General features: G+C 73.5%; 17 protein-coding genes. 14 read left to right on the top strand and 3 right to left on the bottom strand.

Features of this window, described 5'->3' with window-relative positions; all coding sequences use genetic code 11:
- Positions 1 to 59: 59 nt before the first annotated feature.
- From LG395_RS00980 to LG395_RS00925, 12 genes are all read left to right on the top strand, one after another.
- Positions 60 to 1,907, top strand: a complete 1,848-nt coding sequence (locus LG395_RS00980; protein WP_372463191.1) for a transketolase — start codon at positions 60 to 62, stop codon at positions 1,905 to 1,907.
- Positions 1,904 to 2,839 carry a non-homologous end-joining DNA ligase gene (ligD, locus tag LG395_RS00975; protein ID WP_225808074.1) on the top strand — a complete coding sequence of 312 codons (936 nt, stop codon included), beginning with the start codon at positions 1,904 to 1,906 and terminating at the stop codon, positions 2,837 to 2,839. Before LG395_RS00980 ends, ligD begins: the two co-directional genes overlap by 4 nt.
- A 45-nt stretch (positions 2,840 to 2,884) precedes the next feature.
- Positions 2,885 to 3,259, top strand: a complete 375-nt coding sequence (locus LG395_RS00970; RefSeq protein ID WP_225808073.1) for a gas vesicle protein GvpO — start codon at positions 2,885 to 2,887, stop codon at positions 3,257 to 3,259.
- Positions 3,260 to 3,338: 79 nt separating this feature from the next.
- The gene (locus LG395_RS00965) at positions 3,339 to 3,758 is read left to right on the top strand and encodes a gas vesicle structural protein GvpA (protein WP_171151126.1); all 420 of its coding nucleotides are present in this window, start codon (positions 3,339 to 3,341) and stop codon (positions 3,756 to 3,758) included.
- The gene (locus LG395_RS00960) at positions 3,755 to 4,525 is read left to right on the top strand and encodes a GvpL/GvpF family gas vesicle protein (RefSeq protein WP_171151125.1); all 771 of its coding nucleotides are present in this window, start codon (positions 3,755 to 3,757) and stop codon (positions 4,523 to 4,525) included. The genes LG395_RS00965 and LG395_RS00960 overlap by 4 nt, the downstream gene beginning before the upstream one ends.
- A gap of 30 nt (positions 4,526 to 4,555) precedes the next feature.
- Positions 4,556 to 4,813 (top strand): gas vesicle protein GvpG, encoded by a 258-nt coding sequence (locus LG395_RS00955; RefSeq protein ID WP_171151123.1) that lies wholly within the window; start codon positions 4,556 to 4,558, stop codon positions 4,811 to 4,813.
- Positions 4,814 to 4,815: 2 nt separating this feature from the next.
- Positions 4,816 to 5,487: a DNA primase gene (locus tag LG395_RS00950; protein WP_225808072.1), complete on the top strand. Its 672-nt coding sequence runs from the start codon at positions 4,816 to 4,818 to the stop codon at positions 5,485 to 5,487.
- A complete protein-coding gene (locus LG395_RS00945; protein ID WP_225808071.1) occupies positions 5,484 to 6,728 on the top strand; it encodes an SRPBCC family protein in 1,245 nt (414 codons plus the stop codon). The genes LG395_RS00950 and LG395_RS00945 overlap by 4 nt, the downstream gene beginning before the upstream one ends.
- Positions 6,725 to 7,060 carry a gas vesicle protein gene (locus LG395_RS00940; RefSeq protein WP_030983990.1) on the top strand — a complete coding sequence of 112 codons (336 nt, stop codon included), beginning with the start codon at positions 6,725 to 6,727 and terminating at the stop codon, positions 7,058 to 7,060. Before LG395_RS00945 ends, LG395_RS00940 begins: the two co-directional genes overlap by 4 nt.
- Positions 7,057 to 7,854 (top strand): GvpL/GvpF family gas vesicle protein, encoded by a 798-nt coding sequence (locus LG395_RS00935; RefSeq protein ID WP_225808070.1) that lies wholly within the window; start codon positions 7,057 to 7,059, stop codon positions 7,852 to 7,854. Before LG395_RS00940 ends, LG395_RS00935 begins: the two co-directional genes overlap by 4 nt.
- A complete protein-coding gene (locus LG395_RS00930; RefSeq protein ID WP_103813386.1) occupies positions 7,851 to 8,039 on the top strand; it encodes a gas vesicle protein in 189 nt (62 codons plus the stop codon). Before LG395_RS00935 ends, LG395_RS00930 begins: the two co-directional genes overlap by 4 nt.
- Complete coding sequence (locus LG395_RS00925) at positions 8,036 to 8,332, top strand: gas vesicle protein K (protein WP_171151115.1); 297 nt, start codon at positions 8,036 to 8,038, stop codon at positions 8,330 to 8,332. Before LG395_RS00930 ends, LG395_RS00925 begins: the two co-directional genes overlap by 4 nt.
- Positions 8,333 to 8,556: 224 nt before the next feature.
- Here the strand turns inward: LG395_RS00925 and LG395_RS00920 are convergent, their stop codons facing one another.
- Positions 8,557 to 9,378 (bottom strand): class I SAM-dependent methyltransferase, encoded by an 822-nt coding sequence (locus tag LG395_RS00920; RefSeq protein WP_225808069.1) that lies wholly within the window; start codon positions 9,376 to 9,378, stop codon positions 8,557 to 8,559.
- A gap of 130 nt (positions 9,379 to 9,508) precedes the next feature.
- Complete coding sequence (locus tag LG395_RS00915) at positions 9,509 to 11,005, bottom strand: bifunctional phosphatase PAP2/diacylglycerol kinase family protein (RefSeq protein ID WP_225808068.1); 1,497 nt, start codon at positions 11,003 to 11,005, stop codon at positions 9,509 to 9,511.
- 589 nt (positions 11,006 to 11,594) lie between these two features.
- On the opposite strand from LG395_RS00915, the gene LG395_RS00910 reads away from it, so the two are divergent.
- Positions 11,595 to 13,214 carry an ABC-F family ATP-binding cassette domain-containing protein gene (locus LG395_RS00910; protein WP_225808067.1) on the top strand — a complete coding sequence of 540 codons (1,620 nt, stop codon included), beginning with the start codon at positions 11,595 to 11,597 and terminating at the stop codon, positions 13,212 to 13,214.
- Positions 13,215 to 13,293: 79 nt separating this feature from the next.
- Here LG395_RS00910 and LG395_RS00905 read toward each other — a convergent pair whose 3' ends face one another.
- Positions 13,294 to 14,412: a baeRF2 domain-containing protein gene (locus LG395_RS00905; RefSeq protein WP_225808066.1), complete on the bottom strand. Its 1,119-nt coding sequence runs from the start codon at positions 14,410 to 14,412 to the stop codon at positions 13,294 to 13,296.
- A 57-nt stretch (positions 14,413 to 14,469) separates the two neighbouring features.
- On the opposite strand from LG395_RS00905, the gene LG395_RS00900 reads away from it, so the two are divergent.
- Positions 14,470 to 14,757, top strand: a complete 288-nt coding sequence (locus tag LG395_RS00900; RefSeq protein WP_103813381.1) for a DUF6158 family protein — start codon at positions 14,470 to 14,472, stop codon at positions 14,755 to 14,757.
- Positions 14,758 to 14,782: the final 25 nt, after the last annotated feature.

The following is a 14,782-nucleotide window of genomic DNA, read 5'->3' as shown; positions in this document are numbered from 1 at the left end:
CGACGGAGCGCCACCGAGCGCCCACCGCCGCGACCGAGCGCAAGGAGACCGAGAGACTCATGAACACCGACGAACTCGTCGAACTGGGACAGCAGTTGCGCGTGGACAGCGTGCGGGCGTCCGCCGCCGCGGGATCCGGGCACCCCACGTCCTCCATGTCCGCCGCCGACCTGCTGGCCGTCCTGCTCGCCAACCACCTGCGCTACGACTTCGAGCGCCCCGAGCACCCGGCGAACGACCGCTTCGTGCTGTCCAAGGGGCACGCCTCACCGCTGCTGTACGCCGCGTACAAGGCGGCCGGCGCCATCGAGGACGGAGAGCTGGTCACCTTCCGCAAGCTCGGCAGCCGGCTGGAGGGCCATCCGACGCCCCGGCGGCTGCCCTGGGTGGAGACGGCCACCGGCTCGCTCGGCCAGGGCCTGCCGGTCGGGGTCGGCATCGCGCTCGCCGGGAAGCGCCTGGACCGCACCGACTACCGGGTGTGGGTGCTGTGCGGCGACAGCGAACTGGCGGAGGGCTCGGTGTGGGAGGCCGCCGAGCACGCCGGCTACGAGAACCTGGACAACCTCGTCGCCGTCGTGGACGTCAACCGGCTCGGCCAGCGCGGCCCCACCCGGCACGGCCACGACCTGGACGCCTACGCCCGCCGCTTCAAGGCCTTCGACTGGCACACCATCGAGATCGACGGCCATGACGTCGACGCGATCGACCGGGCCTACGGCGAGGCGCTGTCCACCTCAGGTCAGCCCACCGTGATCCTCGCCCGCACCCTGAAGGGCAAGGGCGTGGCCGCCGTCCAGGACCGCGAGGGCCTGCACGGCAAGCCGCTGCCCGAGGCGGAGGACGCCGTCGCCGAACTCGGCGGGCCGCGCTCGCTGCACGTCCGCGTGGCCGAGCCGCAGGCCGCCGCCGCGCTGCGCTCGCTGACCACCGAGCCCGTCCAGCTGCCGCGTTTCGAGCAGGGTGAGGAGGCCGCGACGCGGGACGCCTTCGGCAAGGCGCTCGCCGCGCTCGGCACCGCCCGCGGCGACATCGTCGCCCTGGACGGGGAGGTCGGCGACTCCACCCGCACCGAGGAGTTCGGCAAGGCGCACCCCGACCGGTTCTTCGAGTGCTACATCGCCGAGCAGCAGCTCGTCGCCACGGCCGTCGGCATGGCCACGCGCGGCTGGGTGCCGTACGCCTCCACGTTCGCCGCGTTCCTGACCCGCGCCCACGACTTCGTGCGCATGGCGTCCATCAGCGGCTCCGGGATCAACCTGGTCGGCTCGCACGCGGGCGTCGCGATCGGGCAGGACGGGCCGTCCCAGATGGGCCTGGAGGACCTGGCGATGTTCCGGTCCGTCCACGGCTCCACGGTGCTGTACCCGTGCGACGCCAACCAGACCGCCCGGCTCGTCGCGACCATGGCCGGCCTGGACGGCATCCGCTACTTGCGCACCTCCCGGGGCAAGACACCGGTGATCTACGGCCCCGACGAGGAGTTCCCGGTCGGCGGCAGCAAGACGCTGCGCTCCAGCGAGGACGACCGGCTGACCGTCGTGGCCGCCGGGGTGACCGTGCCCGAGGCGCTGGCCGCCGCCGACCGGCTGGCCGCCGACGGCATCCGGGTCCGGGTGATCGACCTGTACTCGGTCAAGCCCGTCGACGCCGAGACCCTGCACCGGGCCGCCGAGGAGACCGGCTGCCTGCTCACGGTGGAGGACCACCACCCGGAGGGCGGCATCGGCGACGCCGTCGCCGAGGCGTTCGGCGACGGCAGGCCGGTGCCCCGCCTGGTCCGGCTCGCGGTGCGCACCATGCCGGGCTCGGCCGCGCCCGACGAGCAGCTGTACGCGGCCGGCATCGACGCCCTGGGCATCGCGGCGGCGGCCAGGATGCTGGTCGAGGAGGCGGTCGTGCGATGAGCGGCGACGACGCGCGGACCCTCCGCGCGGGCCGTCGCACGGTGGAGATCAAGCGGCCGGGGAAGGTGCTCTTCCCCGGCGGCGGGGGCGCGAAGGAGTACACCAAGGGCGACCTCGCCGACTACTACCGGTCCGTCGCGCCGTACATGCTGCCGCACCTGCGGGGCCGTCCGCTGATGCTGGAACGGTATCCGGACGGCCTGGACGGCCAGCGGTTCATGCAGAAGAACACCCCGGAGCACTACCCGGAGTGGATCGAGCGGACCGAGGTCGCCAAGGAGGGCGGCACGGTCACCCACGTCGTCTGCGACGACACCGCGACCCTGCTGTACCTCGCCGACCAGGCCTGCCTCACCCTGCACCGCTGGCTCTCGCGCACCGACCGGGCCGGCGGCCTCGACCACCCCGACCGGCTGGTCTTCGACCTCGATCCGCCCGGGGACGACTTCGGCGCCGTCCGCGAGGCCGCAGGCCGGCTGCGCGAGCTGCTGGACGAACTCGGCCTCGTCGCCGCCCCGATGACCACCGGCTCGCGCGGACTGCACCTCGTCGTCCCGCTCGACGGCCGCCAGGACTTCGACGCCGTACGGCAGTTCGCCCACGACGTCGCCGAACTCGCCGCGGCACGGCACCCGGACCGGCTCACCACCGCCGCCCGCAAACACGAGCGCGGTGACCGGCTGTACCTCGACGTGCAGCGCAACGGATACGCCCAGACCGTCGTCGCGCCCTTCACCGTCCGCGCCCGCCCCGGCGCCCCCGTCGCCGTCCCCCTCACCTGGGAGCAGCTCGACGACCCCGGGCTCGACGCCCGCCGCTGGACCATCGCCGACGCCGTCGACCAGGCCCGCACCGACCCGTGGGCCGGCCTGCCGGCCCGCGGGCGCTCCCTGGGCCCCGCCCGTCGCCGTCTCGCAGACATGCGCTCCTGAAGGTTTGGCCAAGGAATGAGGGGCCACCCGCAGGAAGAGGTGGCCATGTCGAACACACACAACACATCACAGTCACGGGATTCACAGAAATCCCAGAAGTCGGACAACACCGAGCAGACGCACGACACCGAACAGAACGAGCCGGCAGCCCGGCGTCCGCCCCTGATGGAGGTGCTGCGCGAAGCGCGCAGCCAGCTCGCCGAACTGACGGGACTCGTCCCGGAGACCGTGTCCTCCTTCGAGCAGACCGAGGACGGCTGGTCGCTGGAGGTCGAGGTGATGGAACTCGCACGGGTCCCGGACACCATGAGCCTGATGGCGAGCTACCAGGTCGAACTGGACCCCCAGGGGCAGCTCACCGGCTACCGGCGCGTCCGCCGGTACGAGCGCGGGCGGGCCGACGCACGCCGCGGCGGCTAGACCCCACCCGCGTCCGACGGGCCACGCCCCCCGGCGTGGCCCCGATCACCCACCACAGTCATGAGGAGGAGCGGAGGGCATGACCGTTGTCCCGGCACAGCAGTCCGGCGGCGGAGGCGGAAGCAGCGGCCTCTACGACGTCCTGGAGCTGGTTCTCGACCGGGGGCTCGTCATCGACGCGTTCGTACGGGTCTCCCTGGTCGGCATCGAGATCCTGAAGATCGACGTCCGGGTCGTCGTAGCCAGCGTCGACACCTATCTGCGCTTCGCCGAGGCGTGCAACCGCCTCGACCTGGAGGCAGGGCCCCGCAAGTCCCCCGGGCTGCCCGATCTCGTCGGCGAGATCACCGAGAGCGGAGCCCGTGGCAAGTCCAAGGGCGCCCTGTCCGGCGCCGCGCAGACCATATCCGACGCGTTCAAGCAGGCCCGCGAGGAAGGCGAGACCGAGTCCCGCCGCCCCCGTAAGACCGCGGCCCGCCGGAAGGAGGGAGACGAGTGAGCACCTACGTCTACGGCATCACCGCGCGCTCGCACCCGGCGCTCCCCGAGGGGATGACCGGGGTCGGCGAGCCGCCCCGGCCCGTCCGGATCCTCACGGCGGGAGAGCTCGCCGCCGTCGTCAGTGACGCCCCGGAGGGCCTGCGCCCCAAGCGCAGGGACCTCCTCGCGCACCAGAACGTGCTCGCCGAGGCGGGCGCGGCCGGCTGTGTGCTGCCCATGCGCTTCGGCAGCGTCTCCCCGGACGACGACACCGTCATGTCGGTGCTGACCGAGCGGGCGGAGCACTACCTGGAGCGGCTGGGCGAGCTGGACGGCAAGGTCGAGTACAACGTCAAGGCCACTCACATCGAGGAGGCCGTCCTGCACCGTGTGATGGCCGAGAACGCGGAGGTCCGCGCCCTCGCCGAGGCCAACCGGCAGACGGGCGGCGGCAGCTACGACGACCGGATCCGCCTGGGCGAGATGGTCGCCGCCGCCGTCAAGGCCAAGGAGGGCGAGGACGCCGCCGAGGTGCAGCGCCTGCTCCAGCCGTGCGCCGCGGCGGTCAGCGTGGGCCCCGAGTCCACCGGATGGCTGCTCAACGTCTCGTTCCTGGTCGCCCGGGAGACGGCCGAGGACTTCCTGGCCGCGGCCGAGCGGGTGCGCAAGAGCCACGCCCATCTCGAACTGCGGGTCAACGGTCCGCTGCCGCCGTACAGCTTCGTCGAACCCGGCCCGACGGCGCCCGCGGGCGTCACGGCCGGCGCCGACACCGGAGCGTCGTAGCGGCCGGGCCCGGACGGAAGGAGGAGATCCGTGGGACTGATCTCGGAGGTGCTGCTGCTGCCCTTCGCACCGGTGCGCGGCAGCGCGTGGGCGATTCGGCATGTGCTCCGGGAGGCGGAGCGGATCTACTACGACCCGGCCACCGTCCGGGCCGAGCTGGCCCGCCTCGAGGAGCAGCTTCAGGCGGGTGAGATCACCGAGGAGGAGTTCGACCGGCGCGAGGACGAACTGCTGGACCGGCTGGAGATCGCCCTGCATCACGGCGACACGACAGGCAATGGGACGTGACCATGAACCGAACCGCACTGGGCCTCGCCGTAGGGGCCGGATATCTGCTGGGACGCACCAAGAAGCTGAAGATGGCCCTCGCGGTCGGCTCGCTGGCCGCCGGGAAGAAGATGAACCTCAGCCCGCGTGCGCTCGCGGAACAGCTGAACCGGCAGCTGCTGGACAACCCGCAGTTCAAGGAGATCGGCGACCAGCTCCGCCAGGACCTGCGGGGTGTCGGCAAGGCCGCCACCGGCGCGATGGTGGAACGGCAGATGAACTCGCTCGCCGACCGGCTGCACGGCCGTACGGCGCAGGTGCGCGACCAGCTGTCCGGCGCCTCGCCGGCCGGCTCCGACGAGGAGCGCGACGAGGAAGAGGGCGAGGACGAGGAGCAGGAGGAGCACGAGGGGAAGCGGGGTGAGCGAAAACAGCCCAGGGGCGAGACCCGGGGCGGCGAGCGCGAGGCGCCCCGGAAGAAGACGGGCAAGAAGCCGGCGAAGCAGGCCCCGGCCAAGAAGGCTTCCGGCGGGACGGCGGCCGGCCAGGCCCCGGTCAGGAAGGCCCCGGCCAAGAAGGCGGCGGCCAAGAAGACGGACGCGGCCCGCAAGACGGCCGCGAAGAAGACGGCGGCGGTCGGCGGTGCCGCCCGGAGCGCCGTCTCCCGGCAGTCGAAGGGCGGCGATGACCGATGACCGAGACCCTCGGAAGAGCGACCTCCAAGGCCGGCGGGGCCGCCGGCGGCCTGACGGCCTCGCTGGGAGGTCTGGCCCACAGCGAGGCCGCCGACCGGCTGAAGGAAGAGGCCCAGGAGTACCTGAACGCCCAGGCCCAGCGGCTGCTGACCGGGATCGGCCGCAAGCTCGGCGAGACGACCGGCAAGCTGAACGACATCGCCGAGGGCAAGAGCCCGGGCTTCGCCAAGCTGGCGCTGGAGGGCGGGCGCAAGCTCGCCGAGGGCAAGGGACCGCTGCGTTCCGCGGTGGAGCTGGGCGCCTCCCACGCCAAGGACAAGGTGCTCGACACCGTGCGCAGCCTCGGCGGCAGCAAGGGCAAGAAGGGCGGCGCCGGCAAGAAGCCGACCGTCATCATCGAGTCCGTCGACGTGGGCGTGCCGCAGCGCACGGCCTACGACCAGTGGACCCAGTACCAGTCCTTCTCCACCTTCGCCAAGGGCGTCAAGAGCGCGAGCCGCTCCGACGACACCCACTCCGACTGGCGGGCCAAGGTCTTCTGGTCCACCCGCAGCTGGAAGGCGAAGACGACCGAGCAGATACCCGACTACCGCATCCAGTGGACCTCGGAGGGCGCCAAGGGCACCACCAGGGGCGTGGTCTCCTTCCACCGGCTGGAGGAGAACCTCACCCGGGTGCTGCTGGTCATGGAGTACTACCCGACCGGCCTCTTCGAGAAGACCGGCAACATCTGGCGCGCCCAGGGCCGCCGGGCCAGGCTGGACCTGAAGAACTTCGCCCGCTTCATCACCATCAAGGGGGAGGCGGAGGACAGCTGGCGCGGTGAGATCCGTGACGGCGAGGTCGTCCGCAGCCACGAGGACGCACTCGCGGAGGAAGAGGAGGCCCGGGCGGAGGAAGAGCAGGGCGAAGAGGGCGAGGAGCAGGAAGAGCAGGGCGAAGAGGGCGAGGAGCAGGAAGAGGGCGAAGAGGAGCCCGAGGGCCGGGAGCGCCCGGAGGAAGCGGAGGAAGGCGAAGAGGAGGAAGAGGAGGAAGAGGAGCCCTACGAGGACGAGTACGAGGGCGAGAACGAGGAAGAAGCCGAGGAGGGCGACGAGGAGGGCGACGAGGGCTCGTACGAGGACGAGGCCGAGGAGCCCGCCGAGGACGAGGAAGGCGCCGAGGAGGAAGAGGGCGAGGAAGGCGAGGAGGAGTACGAGGAAGAGGAGCCTGAGCACGCCGAGCGCGGGAGCCGTCGATGACGACACCCAGCCGCTTTCCCGAGCCCTATGGCCAGGGCTCGGGGGCGAACCTCGCCGACATCCTTGAACGTGTACTCGACAAGGGTGTCGTCATCGCGGGGGACATCAGGATCAACCTGCTCGACATCGAACTGCTCACCGTCAAACTGCGCCTCATCGTCGCCTCGGTCGACAAGGCCAAGGAGATGGGCATCGACTGGTGGGAGAGCGACCCGGCCCTCTCCTCCCGGGCCCGCCGTGACGAGCTGACCCGGGAGAACGCCGAGCTGCGAGAACGGCTCGCCCGGCTGGAAGAACTGGAGCCGGGCCGCGCCCCGAAGGAGGCACCATGACGACCGGACTGCGGTACGTGTACGCCGTCTGCCGCCCCTTCGGCACACCTCTGCAAGCACAACTGCGGGGCGTCGGCGGCGCCCCGCCGGCGCTGCTGCACCACCACGGCCTGGTCGCGGTGGTCAGCACGGTCCCGGAGGCCGACTTCTGCGAGTCGGCCCTGAAGGCCCACCTGGAGGACCTGGACTGGCTCGCCACGACCGCCCGCGCCCACCAGGGCGTGGTCGACGCCCTCACCACGGTCACCACTCCGCTGCCGCTGCGGCTCGCGACCGTCTTCCGTGACGACAGCGCCGTGCGCATGATGATCGAGGCCCGTGAGGAGGACTTCCGGGGCCTTCTCGACCGCCTGCACGGCCGTGTGGAGTGGGGCGTGAAGGTGTACCTGGAACCCGAGCCCGCCGAACCCGAGCCCGCCGAGGCGGCGCGGCCGGCCAGCGGGCGGGACTACCTGCGCCGGCGCCGTCTGCAAAGCCACGCGCAGGAGGAGAAGTGGCAGCGGGCCGAGCGGTTCGCCCACTCCCTGCACGAGCGCCTCGCCGAGCGCGCCGAGGACGTCCGGATGCATCCCCCGCAGAATTCCGCGCTCTCCGGAACGCCCGGACAGAACGTGCTCAACGCCGCCTATCTGGTGTCCCGGGCGCATTCCGAGGAATTCGTGGAACTGGTCGACCGGACCAAGGACGAGGCGCCCGGGATACGGGTGGAACTCACCGGTCCGTGGGCCGCCTACTCCTTCTCCGGTGAGGCTTCGGGAGCGGAACCGGCCGTGGGATCGGGGGAGGGGCGGTGACCGTAGTCGAACGCCGCGAGATCGCGCTGGTCGACCTCCTGGACCGGCTGCTGGCCGGCGGTGTCGTCATCACCGGCGACATCACCCTGCGTATCGCGGACGTCGATCTCGTCCGCATCGACCTCAACGCGCTCATCAGTTCCGTGAACGCGCAGGTCCCGTCGCCCTTCGAGGAGCTCCTATGACCGCGCGGCAGCGCCGCAAGCGGCTCGACCTGGAACCCGACACGGTCGAGCGCGACCTGGTGAAACTCGTGCTCACCGTGGTCGAGTTGCTGCGCCAGCTGATGGAGCGGCAGGCCGTGCGCCGCTTCGACACCGGTGAGCTGACCGAGGAGCAGGAGGAGCGGATCGGGCTCACCCTGATGCTCCTGGAGGAGCGGATGGCCGAGCTGCGGGACCGCTACGGGCTGCGGCCCGAGGACCTGAACCTGGACCTCGGGCCGCTCGGACCGCTGCTCCCGCGCGATGGGCACTGAGGGCGCGGACCCCGCCGGGCACTAGCGCGGCCGGCCGCTCACCAGAGGTTCCAGCGGCCCCCGCCGCCGCCCGCGGCCGGGCCGCGCACCGAGGAAGACGCCTCCGGCGGTCCGGGCCTACCGGATTGCGCGCACCAGGAAGGCACCTTCTGCGGGGCGGGTCTCCCGGATTGCGCGCACCGAGAAGGAACCTCCTGTGGTGCGGGCCTGCGGAACCCCGCGCATCAGGACTCTTTGCGGCACAGGACCTCCCCGTGCAGGACCGCGAACCAGCCGTCCTCCCGCCGCCCCCAGTCCCGCCAGGCCTCCGACACGGCCCGCAGCCGTTCCGCCGTCGCGTGACCGCCCCGCGTGGCCCGGTCGGCGTAGTCGGAGGCGAGGGTGCGGTCCGCCCACAGGCCGCTCCACCAGGCCCGCTCCTCGGGCGTGGCGAACGTCCAGGTGCTCGAGCCGGCCGTGACGTCTCGCAGGCCCGCGGCCCGCGCCCACGCCGCCAGCCGGCGCCCGGCGTCGGGTTCGCCCCCGTTGGCCCGGGCGACCCGCTCGTACAGCTCCAGCCAGTCGTCCAGGCCGGGCACGGCCGGATACCAGGTCATGGCCGCGTAGTCCGCGTCCCGTACGGCGATGAACCCGCCCGGCTTCGTCACCCGGCGCATCTCGCGCAGCGCCCGCACGGGGTCGCCTACGTGCTGGAGCACCTGGTGGGCGTGGACCACGCAGAAGGTGTCGTCCGGGTAGTCCAGGGCGTGGACGTCGGCCACCGCGAAGTCGACGTTCGTCAGACCGCGGCCGACCGCGGTGGCCCGGGCCTGTTCCAGGACGCCGGGTGCCCGGTCGACGCCGGTGACCCGGCCGTCGGGGACCAGTTCCGCCAGGTCGGCGGTGATGGTCCCGGGCCCGCAGCCGATGTCCAGGATCCTCATGTGGGGCTTCAGCACGCCGAGCAGGTAGGCCGCGGAGTTGGCGGCGGTCCGCCAGGTGTGCGACCGCAGCACCGACTCGTGGTGCCCGTGCGTGTAGACGGCGGTCTCCTGCGCTCTCGGCATGGCTGAACCCCTTCACCCTCGGCGGCGACACCGGCCGGACCCCGTCCGCCGGTACGGCCAACCGTACGCGGGCATGCCGAATGATGAGACCCGCATTTCATGATGTGGACAAGGGGTGCCGCGCGCGCCCTCAGCGGGCGGCCGCCGGGGGGCGGTAGACCGTCAGAGCCTCCGGGAGCTTCTCCAGGGTCAACTCGCCCGACACCGTCGTCACCTCGCCGTCGTACGCCAGCGGGGTGTCCGGCGCGATGCCGGTCAGCCGCAGCCGGTGCACCTGGACCGCCGCGTGGCCGGGCGAGCGGGTCAGCGGGCCCGAGACGGCGGCGGTGAGCAGCCGCAGCGCGGGCCTGCCGTTGCCGTGCACGACCCGCACGTCCAGCAGGCCGTCCGCCAGATCGGTGCGGCGGCCCGGTGTGAGGCCCATCCGGTGGTAGACGCCGTTGCCGACGAACAGCAGCCACAGGGGCCGCCGCTCACCGCCCAGCTCCACCTCCAGCGGGTGCCGGCCGGCGCGCAGCACGCGCAGCGCGCCGAGTACCCCGGCCCACCAGCCGCCGATCCGGCTCTCCCAGCTGTCCCGCGCACGCACCAGCTCCGGGTACACGCCCAGGCTCAGCGTGTTGAGGAAAAGCCCACGGGTCTTCGGGCCGGTGAACCGGACCGCGTCCACCCGGACCGCCTCGCCGTGCCGGACGGCCTGGGCCAGCTGGCGTTCGTCCTCCACACCCAGGTCGTACGCGAAGTGGTTGAGGGTGCCGCCCGGCAGTACCGCGAGCGGCAGACCGTGCCGCAGCGCGACCCCGGCCGCCGCGTTCACCGTGCCGTCGCCGCCGCACACCCCGAGCACCCGGGCGCGGGCCGCCGCCTTCTCCAGTTCGTCGCCGACCTCCTCGGGCGCGCACTCGACGATCTCGGCCGCCGGCAGCGCGTCGTGCAGTGCCCGCACCCGGTCCGCCGTCCCCGACGCCCGGTTGGCGACCATCACCAGACCGTCGCCCTCGGGCAGCGCGGGGGCCGCGGCTCGCGGCCGGTCGGGGCGCCGGATCTGGGAGCGGGTCGGTACCAGGCGCCGTACCAGGAAGGCGGCGCCCGCGCCGAGTGCCGCCCCGGCCAGTACGTCGCTCGGGAAGTGCACCCCCGTGTACACCCGGGACATCGCCACCGAGAACGCCACCGGTGCCACCGCCGCGCCCCACGCCGGGGACTCCAGGGCGACGCCGGTGGCGAAGGCGGCGGCGGACGCCGCGTGGCCGGACGGGAAGGAGGTCGTGATGGGCTGCCGCTTCAGCTGCCGCACCAGCGGGACCGGGTCCAGCACCGGCCGGGCCCGGCGCACCGAGCGCTTGCCGAGCGTGTTGATCGTCAACGAGGCCAGGCCGAGCGAGACCAGTCCGCGGGCCGCCGCCCGGCGGGCCCGGGGTGTGCGGCTCGCGGCCATCGCGGCGGCCGTCGCGAACCACAGCACCCCGTGGTTCGCGCTGCGGCTCAGGCGGGGCAGGACGCGTTCGGCGCCGGGCCAGTGCCGGGCGGCGGCGGCGTTGAACAGGCGGCCGTCGAGGTCGAGCAGCGTGCGCAGCGAGGTGCGGGCGGCGGCCGTGGGGGCAGTCAGGTCCACGTCTGGGCTCATGGGGTCCGCTTACCCGCAAGCGCCCGGTTCTTGTCCTCGCCCCGGTCCGCCGACCGGGTGAGAGAGGAGGTCCCGGCCGCCCCTGCCCGTGCTCCGGCGGGCCTGCCCGTCGCATCCGCCCGCCACCGGCCCGACCGCCCGCCACCGGCCCCGCCTGCCGCCGGACCGGCCGCCCGCCACCGGCCCCGCCTGCCGCCGGACCGGCCGCCCGCCACCGGCCCCGCCTGCCGCCGGACCGGCCGCCCGCCATCGGCCCCGCCCGCCATCGGCCCCGCCCGCCACCGGCCCGACCGCCCGCCGCCGGCCCGGCCGCCCGCCACCGGCCCGATCTCACAGGCCGGCCGTGGCGCCCCCGTGCCGGCCGGCGTCCCGGGGCGCCGCGTGGCCGGGCGGACCGGACCGGCGGGCCCGCGACCGCCGCCGTGAACAACCGCGGCACGGGCCCGCCGCCGCCGTGCGCCCCGCACCTCCTCTGGGGGCGCCGGGCCCCGGTCCCCGCAGCGGTCCGCTCCCGGCGCGTCGGGCCGCGGGCCGGGGTCGCGGATAACGGTTTGCCCCGGACGGGGGACGGCTCGGAGAATGCCTGGCCATGGGACATCTGGAAGCCGCGCACCTGGAGTACTACCTCCCCGACGGGAGGGCGCTGCTCGGCGACGTCTCCTTCCGGGTGGGCGAAGGGGCCGCCGTCGCCCTGGTCGGCCCGAACGGCGCGGGCAAGACCACCTTGCTGCGGCTGATCTCCGGCGAGCTGAAACCGCACGGCGGCAGTGTGACCGTCAGCGGCGGCCTGGGCGTCATGCGCCAGTTCGTCGGCTCCGTGCGGGACGAGACGACCGTGCGCGACCTGCTCGTCTCCGTCGCCCCGCCCCGCATCCGCGAGGCGGCGAAGGCGGTCGACGTGGCCGAGCACGCCATCATGACCGTCGACGACGAGGCGGCCCAGCTCCGGTACGCGCAGGCCCTCGCCGACTGGGCCGAGGTGCGCGGCTACGAGGCCGAGACCCTGTGGGACATGTGCACCACCGCCGCGCTCGGCGTGCCGTACGAGCGCGCCCAGTGGCGGCAGGTGCGCACCCTCTCCGGCGGTGAGCAGAAGCGGCTCGTGCTGGAGGCGCTGCTGCGCGGCACCGACGAGGTGCTGCTGCTGGACGAGCCGGACAACTACCTCGACGTGCCCGGCAAGCGGTGGCTGGAGGAGCAGCTCAAGGAGACCCGCAAGACGGTCCTGTTCGTCTCCCACGACCGCGAACTCCTCGCCCGCGCCGCCGAGAAGATCGTCTCCGTCGAACCGGGCCCGGCCGGCGCCGACGCCTGGGTGCACGGCGGCGGCTTCGCCACCTACCACGAGGCCCGCCGCGAACGCTTCGCCCGCTTCGAGGAGCTGCGCCGCCGCTGGGACGAGAAGCACGCCCAGCTGAAGAAGCTCGTCCTGACGCTCCGTCAGGCCGCGGCTGTCAGCCACGAGATGGCCTCCCGCTACCAGGCCGCCCAGACCCGCCTGCGCAAGTTCGAGGAGGCCGGCCCGCCGCCGGAGCCGCCCCGCGAGCAGGACATCACCATGCGGCTGAAGGGCGGCCGTACCGGCGTACGGGCCGTCACCTGCCAGGGACTCGAACTGACCGGGCTGATGAAGCCGTTCGACCTGGAGGTCTTCTACGGCGAACGGGTCGCCGTCCTCGGCTCCAACGGCTCCGGCAAGTCGCATTTCCTGCGGCTCCTCGCCGGCGAGGACGTCGCCCACACAGGGCAGTGGAAGCTGGGCGCCCGGGTCGTGCCCGGCCACTTCGCCCAGACCCACGCCCACCCCGAGCTCCAGGGCCGCACCCTCCTCGACATCCTCTGGAAGGAGCACGCCCAGGACCGGGGCGCCGCCATGTCCCGGCTGCGCCGCTACGAACTCACCCAGCAGGCCGAACAGAGCTTCGACCGGCTCTCCGGCGGACAGCAGGCCCGCTTCCAGATCCTGCTGCTGGAGCTGGCGGGCGCCACCGCGCTGCTCCTGGACGAGCCCACCGACAACCTCGACCTGGAGTCCGCCGAGGCCCTCCAGGAGGGGCTGGAGGCGTTCCAGGGCACGGTCCTCGCGGTCACCCACGACCGCTGGTTCGCCCGCTCCTTCGACCGCTTCCTGGTCTTCGGCTCCGACGGCCGGGTCCGCGAGACTCCGGAACCGGTCTGGGACGAACGGCGGGTCGAGCGGGCCCGCTGACCCGGGCCGGCCCGCCGGGTCGAGCGGGCCCGCTGACCCGGGCCGGCCCGCCGCGCCGCCCGGCCGGTCCCCGGGGCCGTCACCTCCAGCGCAGCAGCGCGCCCATGCCGCCCGCCACGACCTCGTCGCCGGCCTCCTCCAGCACCGGCGTCAGCGAGACGACCGGCGCGTCCGTCACCACGGCCGCCCGCACCAGCGCGTCATCGGCGCGGGCCGGCCAGGCGTGCTGCTCGCCGATGCTCTTCAGCTCCGTACGGCGGGCCGCCAGCTGGTCCGGGTCCTCGCCGATCCAGACCTCGCGGTGCGTGTCCGGCGCGTCCGGACGGATCAGCAGCTCGGCCAGCCGGTGCTCGCGCGCCGCCTCGATCAGCTGCGGCACACCCTCGACCGCCGCGGCCCGCCGCTCCTCGTCCGGTGCCCGGGCGGCCCGGTACCGGTCCACGTCGGCCAGCACCCGCTCGCGGACGTGCCGGGCCCGGATGTCCTCCACCTCCCGCGGCAGCAGCCTGCTGCCGATGCCGTGCGCGGCCTCGACGGCCCGCTCCCGCAGCGGCTGGGGCAGCTGCTCGTGCACCGACCGGCACTCGCGCTCCTCCCCGCACAGGATCAGCAGGTCGGCCCCGGTCTCGGCCTGGCACGCCGCGAGGGCCTCGGCGATCTCCCGGGCGTTGTGCTCCCAGGTGTTCTCCACCTTCAGCTGGAAGTGCCGCTCGGACCAGTCGGAGGCCTTCGCCCGGTGCATCGGCCACTGCCGGCTGCCGAACACGTGCCCGGCCTCCTCCTGGAGCACCGCGCTGCGCAGCTCGAAGTCGGCACCGGTGCGGTCGACGTACGCCACCAGCGACACCGGGTCCTCCCCGGCCAGGTCGAGCAGCGGCGTGACGTGCGGCAGCGTGCCCCAGTGCACCAGGTCCTGCGGTGGGGCCTGGGTCAGCGGCACCTGGAGCACGACCTCGCCGTCGCGGGCGAAGACGGCCCGCCCGTACGGCTCGGTGCTGTGCCGCAGCGCGTCCACGGTGTCGTACACAGCCCGGCAGGTGGCCTCGTCGGCGCCCTGCTCGCGCAGCTGCCGGGCCACCGCCTCCGCCGTCAGGTGCCGCCGGTGTGCCATGTCCTCGTCGTGCCGCGACAGGTCGACGTATGCGGAGGCCCAGGACCCCGGATGTTCGTACAGTGGACTCAGGAACGCGAGCTCCATGGATTCCTCCCGGAAATCGCTCGGGGGCAGTGCGTGCCGGGCGGGTACCCGTAGCCCATGAACGAACACGACGAGCGGGGCACCACCATGACCGGAGTCGACCCCAGCCGGCTGGACGACCAGCAGCTCATGAAGGAGCTGGAGACGATCCACCGCACGCGCCACGACACTCTCCTGTACGGCTCCAACGACGCACTGCGGGCCCACAACGAGCGCATGGCGCAGCTGGAGGGCGAGTACCTGCGCCGCAACCCCCGCCGCCTGGTGAGCGCCGCCCGCACCCGCGAGGGCGCCCGTGAGCGCGGCTGCGGCGAGGCGGCGACTCCGGGCACCACCGGCACCTGACGCCCGCGGGGGAAGCGGCACCCAC

Source organism: Streptomyces spinosus (assembly GCF_020400655.1).
Classification (GTDB): Bacteria; Actinomycetota; Actinomycetes; order Streptomycetales; family Streptomycetaceae; genus Streptomyces; species Streptomyces argyrophylli.
The sequence above is the reverse complement of the archived record's forward strand: the minus strand, read 5'-3'. Positions and strand labels throughout refer to the sequence as shown.

What these genes read in the sequence shown, in the direction of transcription:
- LG395_RS00980 (WP_372463191.1), top strand. Translation starts at nt 60, where the DNA reads ATGAACACCGACGAACTCGTCGAACTGGGACAGCAGTTGCGCGTGGAC.
- ligD (WP_225808074.1), top strand. Translation starts at nt 1,904, where the DNA reads ATGAGCGGCGACGACGCGCGGACCCTCCGCGCGGGCCGTCGCACGGTG.
- LG395_RS00970 (WP_225808073.1), top strand. Translation starts at nt 2,885, where the DNA reads ATGTCGAACACACACAACACATCACAGTCACGGGATTCACAGAAATCC.
- LG395_RS00965 (WP_171151126.1), top strand. Translation starts at nt 3,339, where the DNA reads ATGACCGTTGTCCCGGCACAGCAGTCCGGCGGCGGAGGCGGAAGCAGC.
- LG395_RS00950 (WP_225808072.1), top strand. Translation starts at nt 4,816, where the DNA reads ATGAACCGAACCGCACTGGGCCTCGCCGTAGGGGCCGGATATCTGCTG.
- LG395_RS00945 (WP_225808071.1), top strand. Translation starts at nt 5,484, where the DNA reads ATGACCGAGACCCTCGGAAGAGCGACCTCCAAGGCCGGCGGGGCCGCC.
- LG395_RS00940 (WP_030983990.1), top strand. Translation starts at nt 6,725, where the DNA reads ATGACGACACCCAGCCGCTTTCCCGAGCCCTATGGCCAGGGCTCGGGG.
- LG395_RS00935 (WP_225808070.1), top strand. Translation starts at nt 7,057, where the DNA reads ATGACGACCGGACTGCGGTACGTGTACGCCGTCTGCCGCCCCTTCGGC.
- LG395_RS00925 (WP_171151115.1), top strand. Translation starts at nt 8,036, where the DNA reads ATGACCGCGCGGCAGCGCCGCAAGCGGCTCGACCTGGAACCCGACACG.
- LG395_RS00920 (WP_225808069.1), bottom strand. Translation starts at nt 9,378, where the DNA reads ATGCCGAGAGCGCAGGAGACCGCCGTCTACACGCACGGGCACCACGAG.
- LG395_RS00915 (WP_225808068.1), bottom strand. Translation starts at nt 11,005, where the DNA reads ATGAGCCCAGACGTGGACCTGACTGCCCCCACGGCCGCCGCCCGCACC.
- LG395_RS00910 (WP_225808067.1), top strand. Translation starts at nt 11,595, where the DNA reads ATGGGACATCTGGAAGCCGCGCACCTGGAGTACTACCTCCCCGACGGG.
- LG395_RS00905 (WP_225808066.1), bottom strand. Translation starts at nt 14,412, where the DNA reads ATGGAGCTCGCGTTCCTGAGTCCACTGTACGAACATCCGGGGTCCTGG.
- LG395_RS00900 (WP_103813381.1), top strand. Translation starts at nt 14,470, where the DNA reads ATGAACGAACACGACGAGCGGGGCACCACCATGACCGGAGTCGACCCC.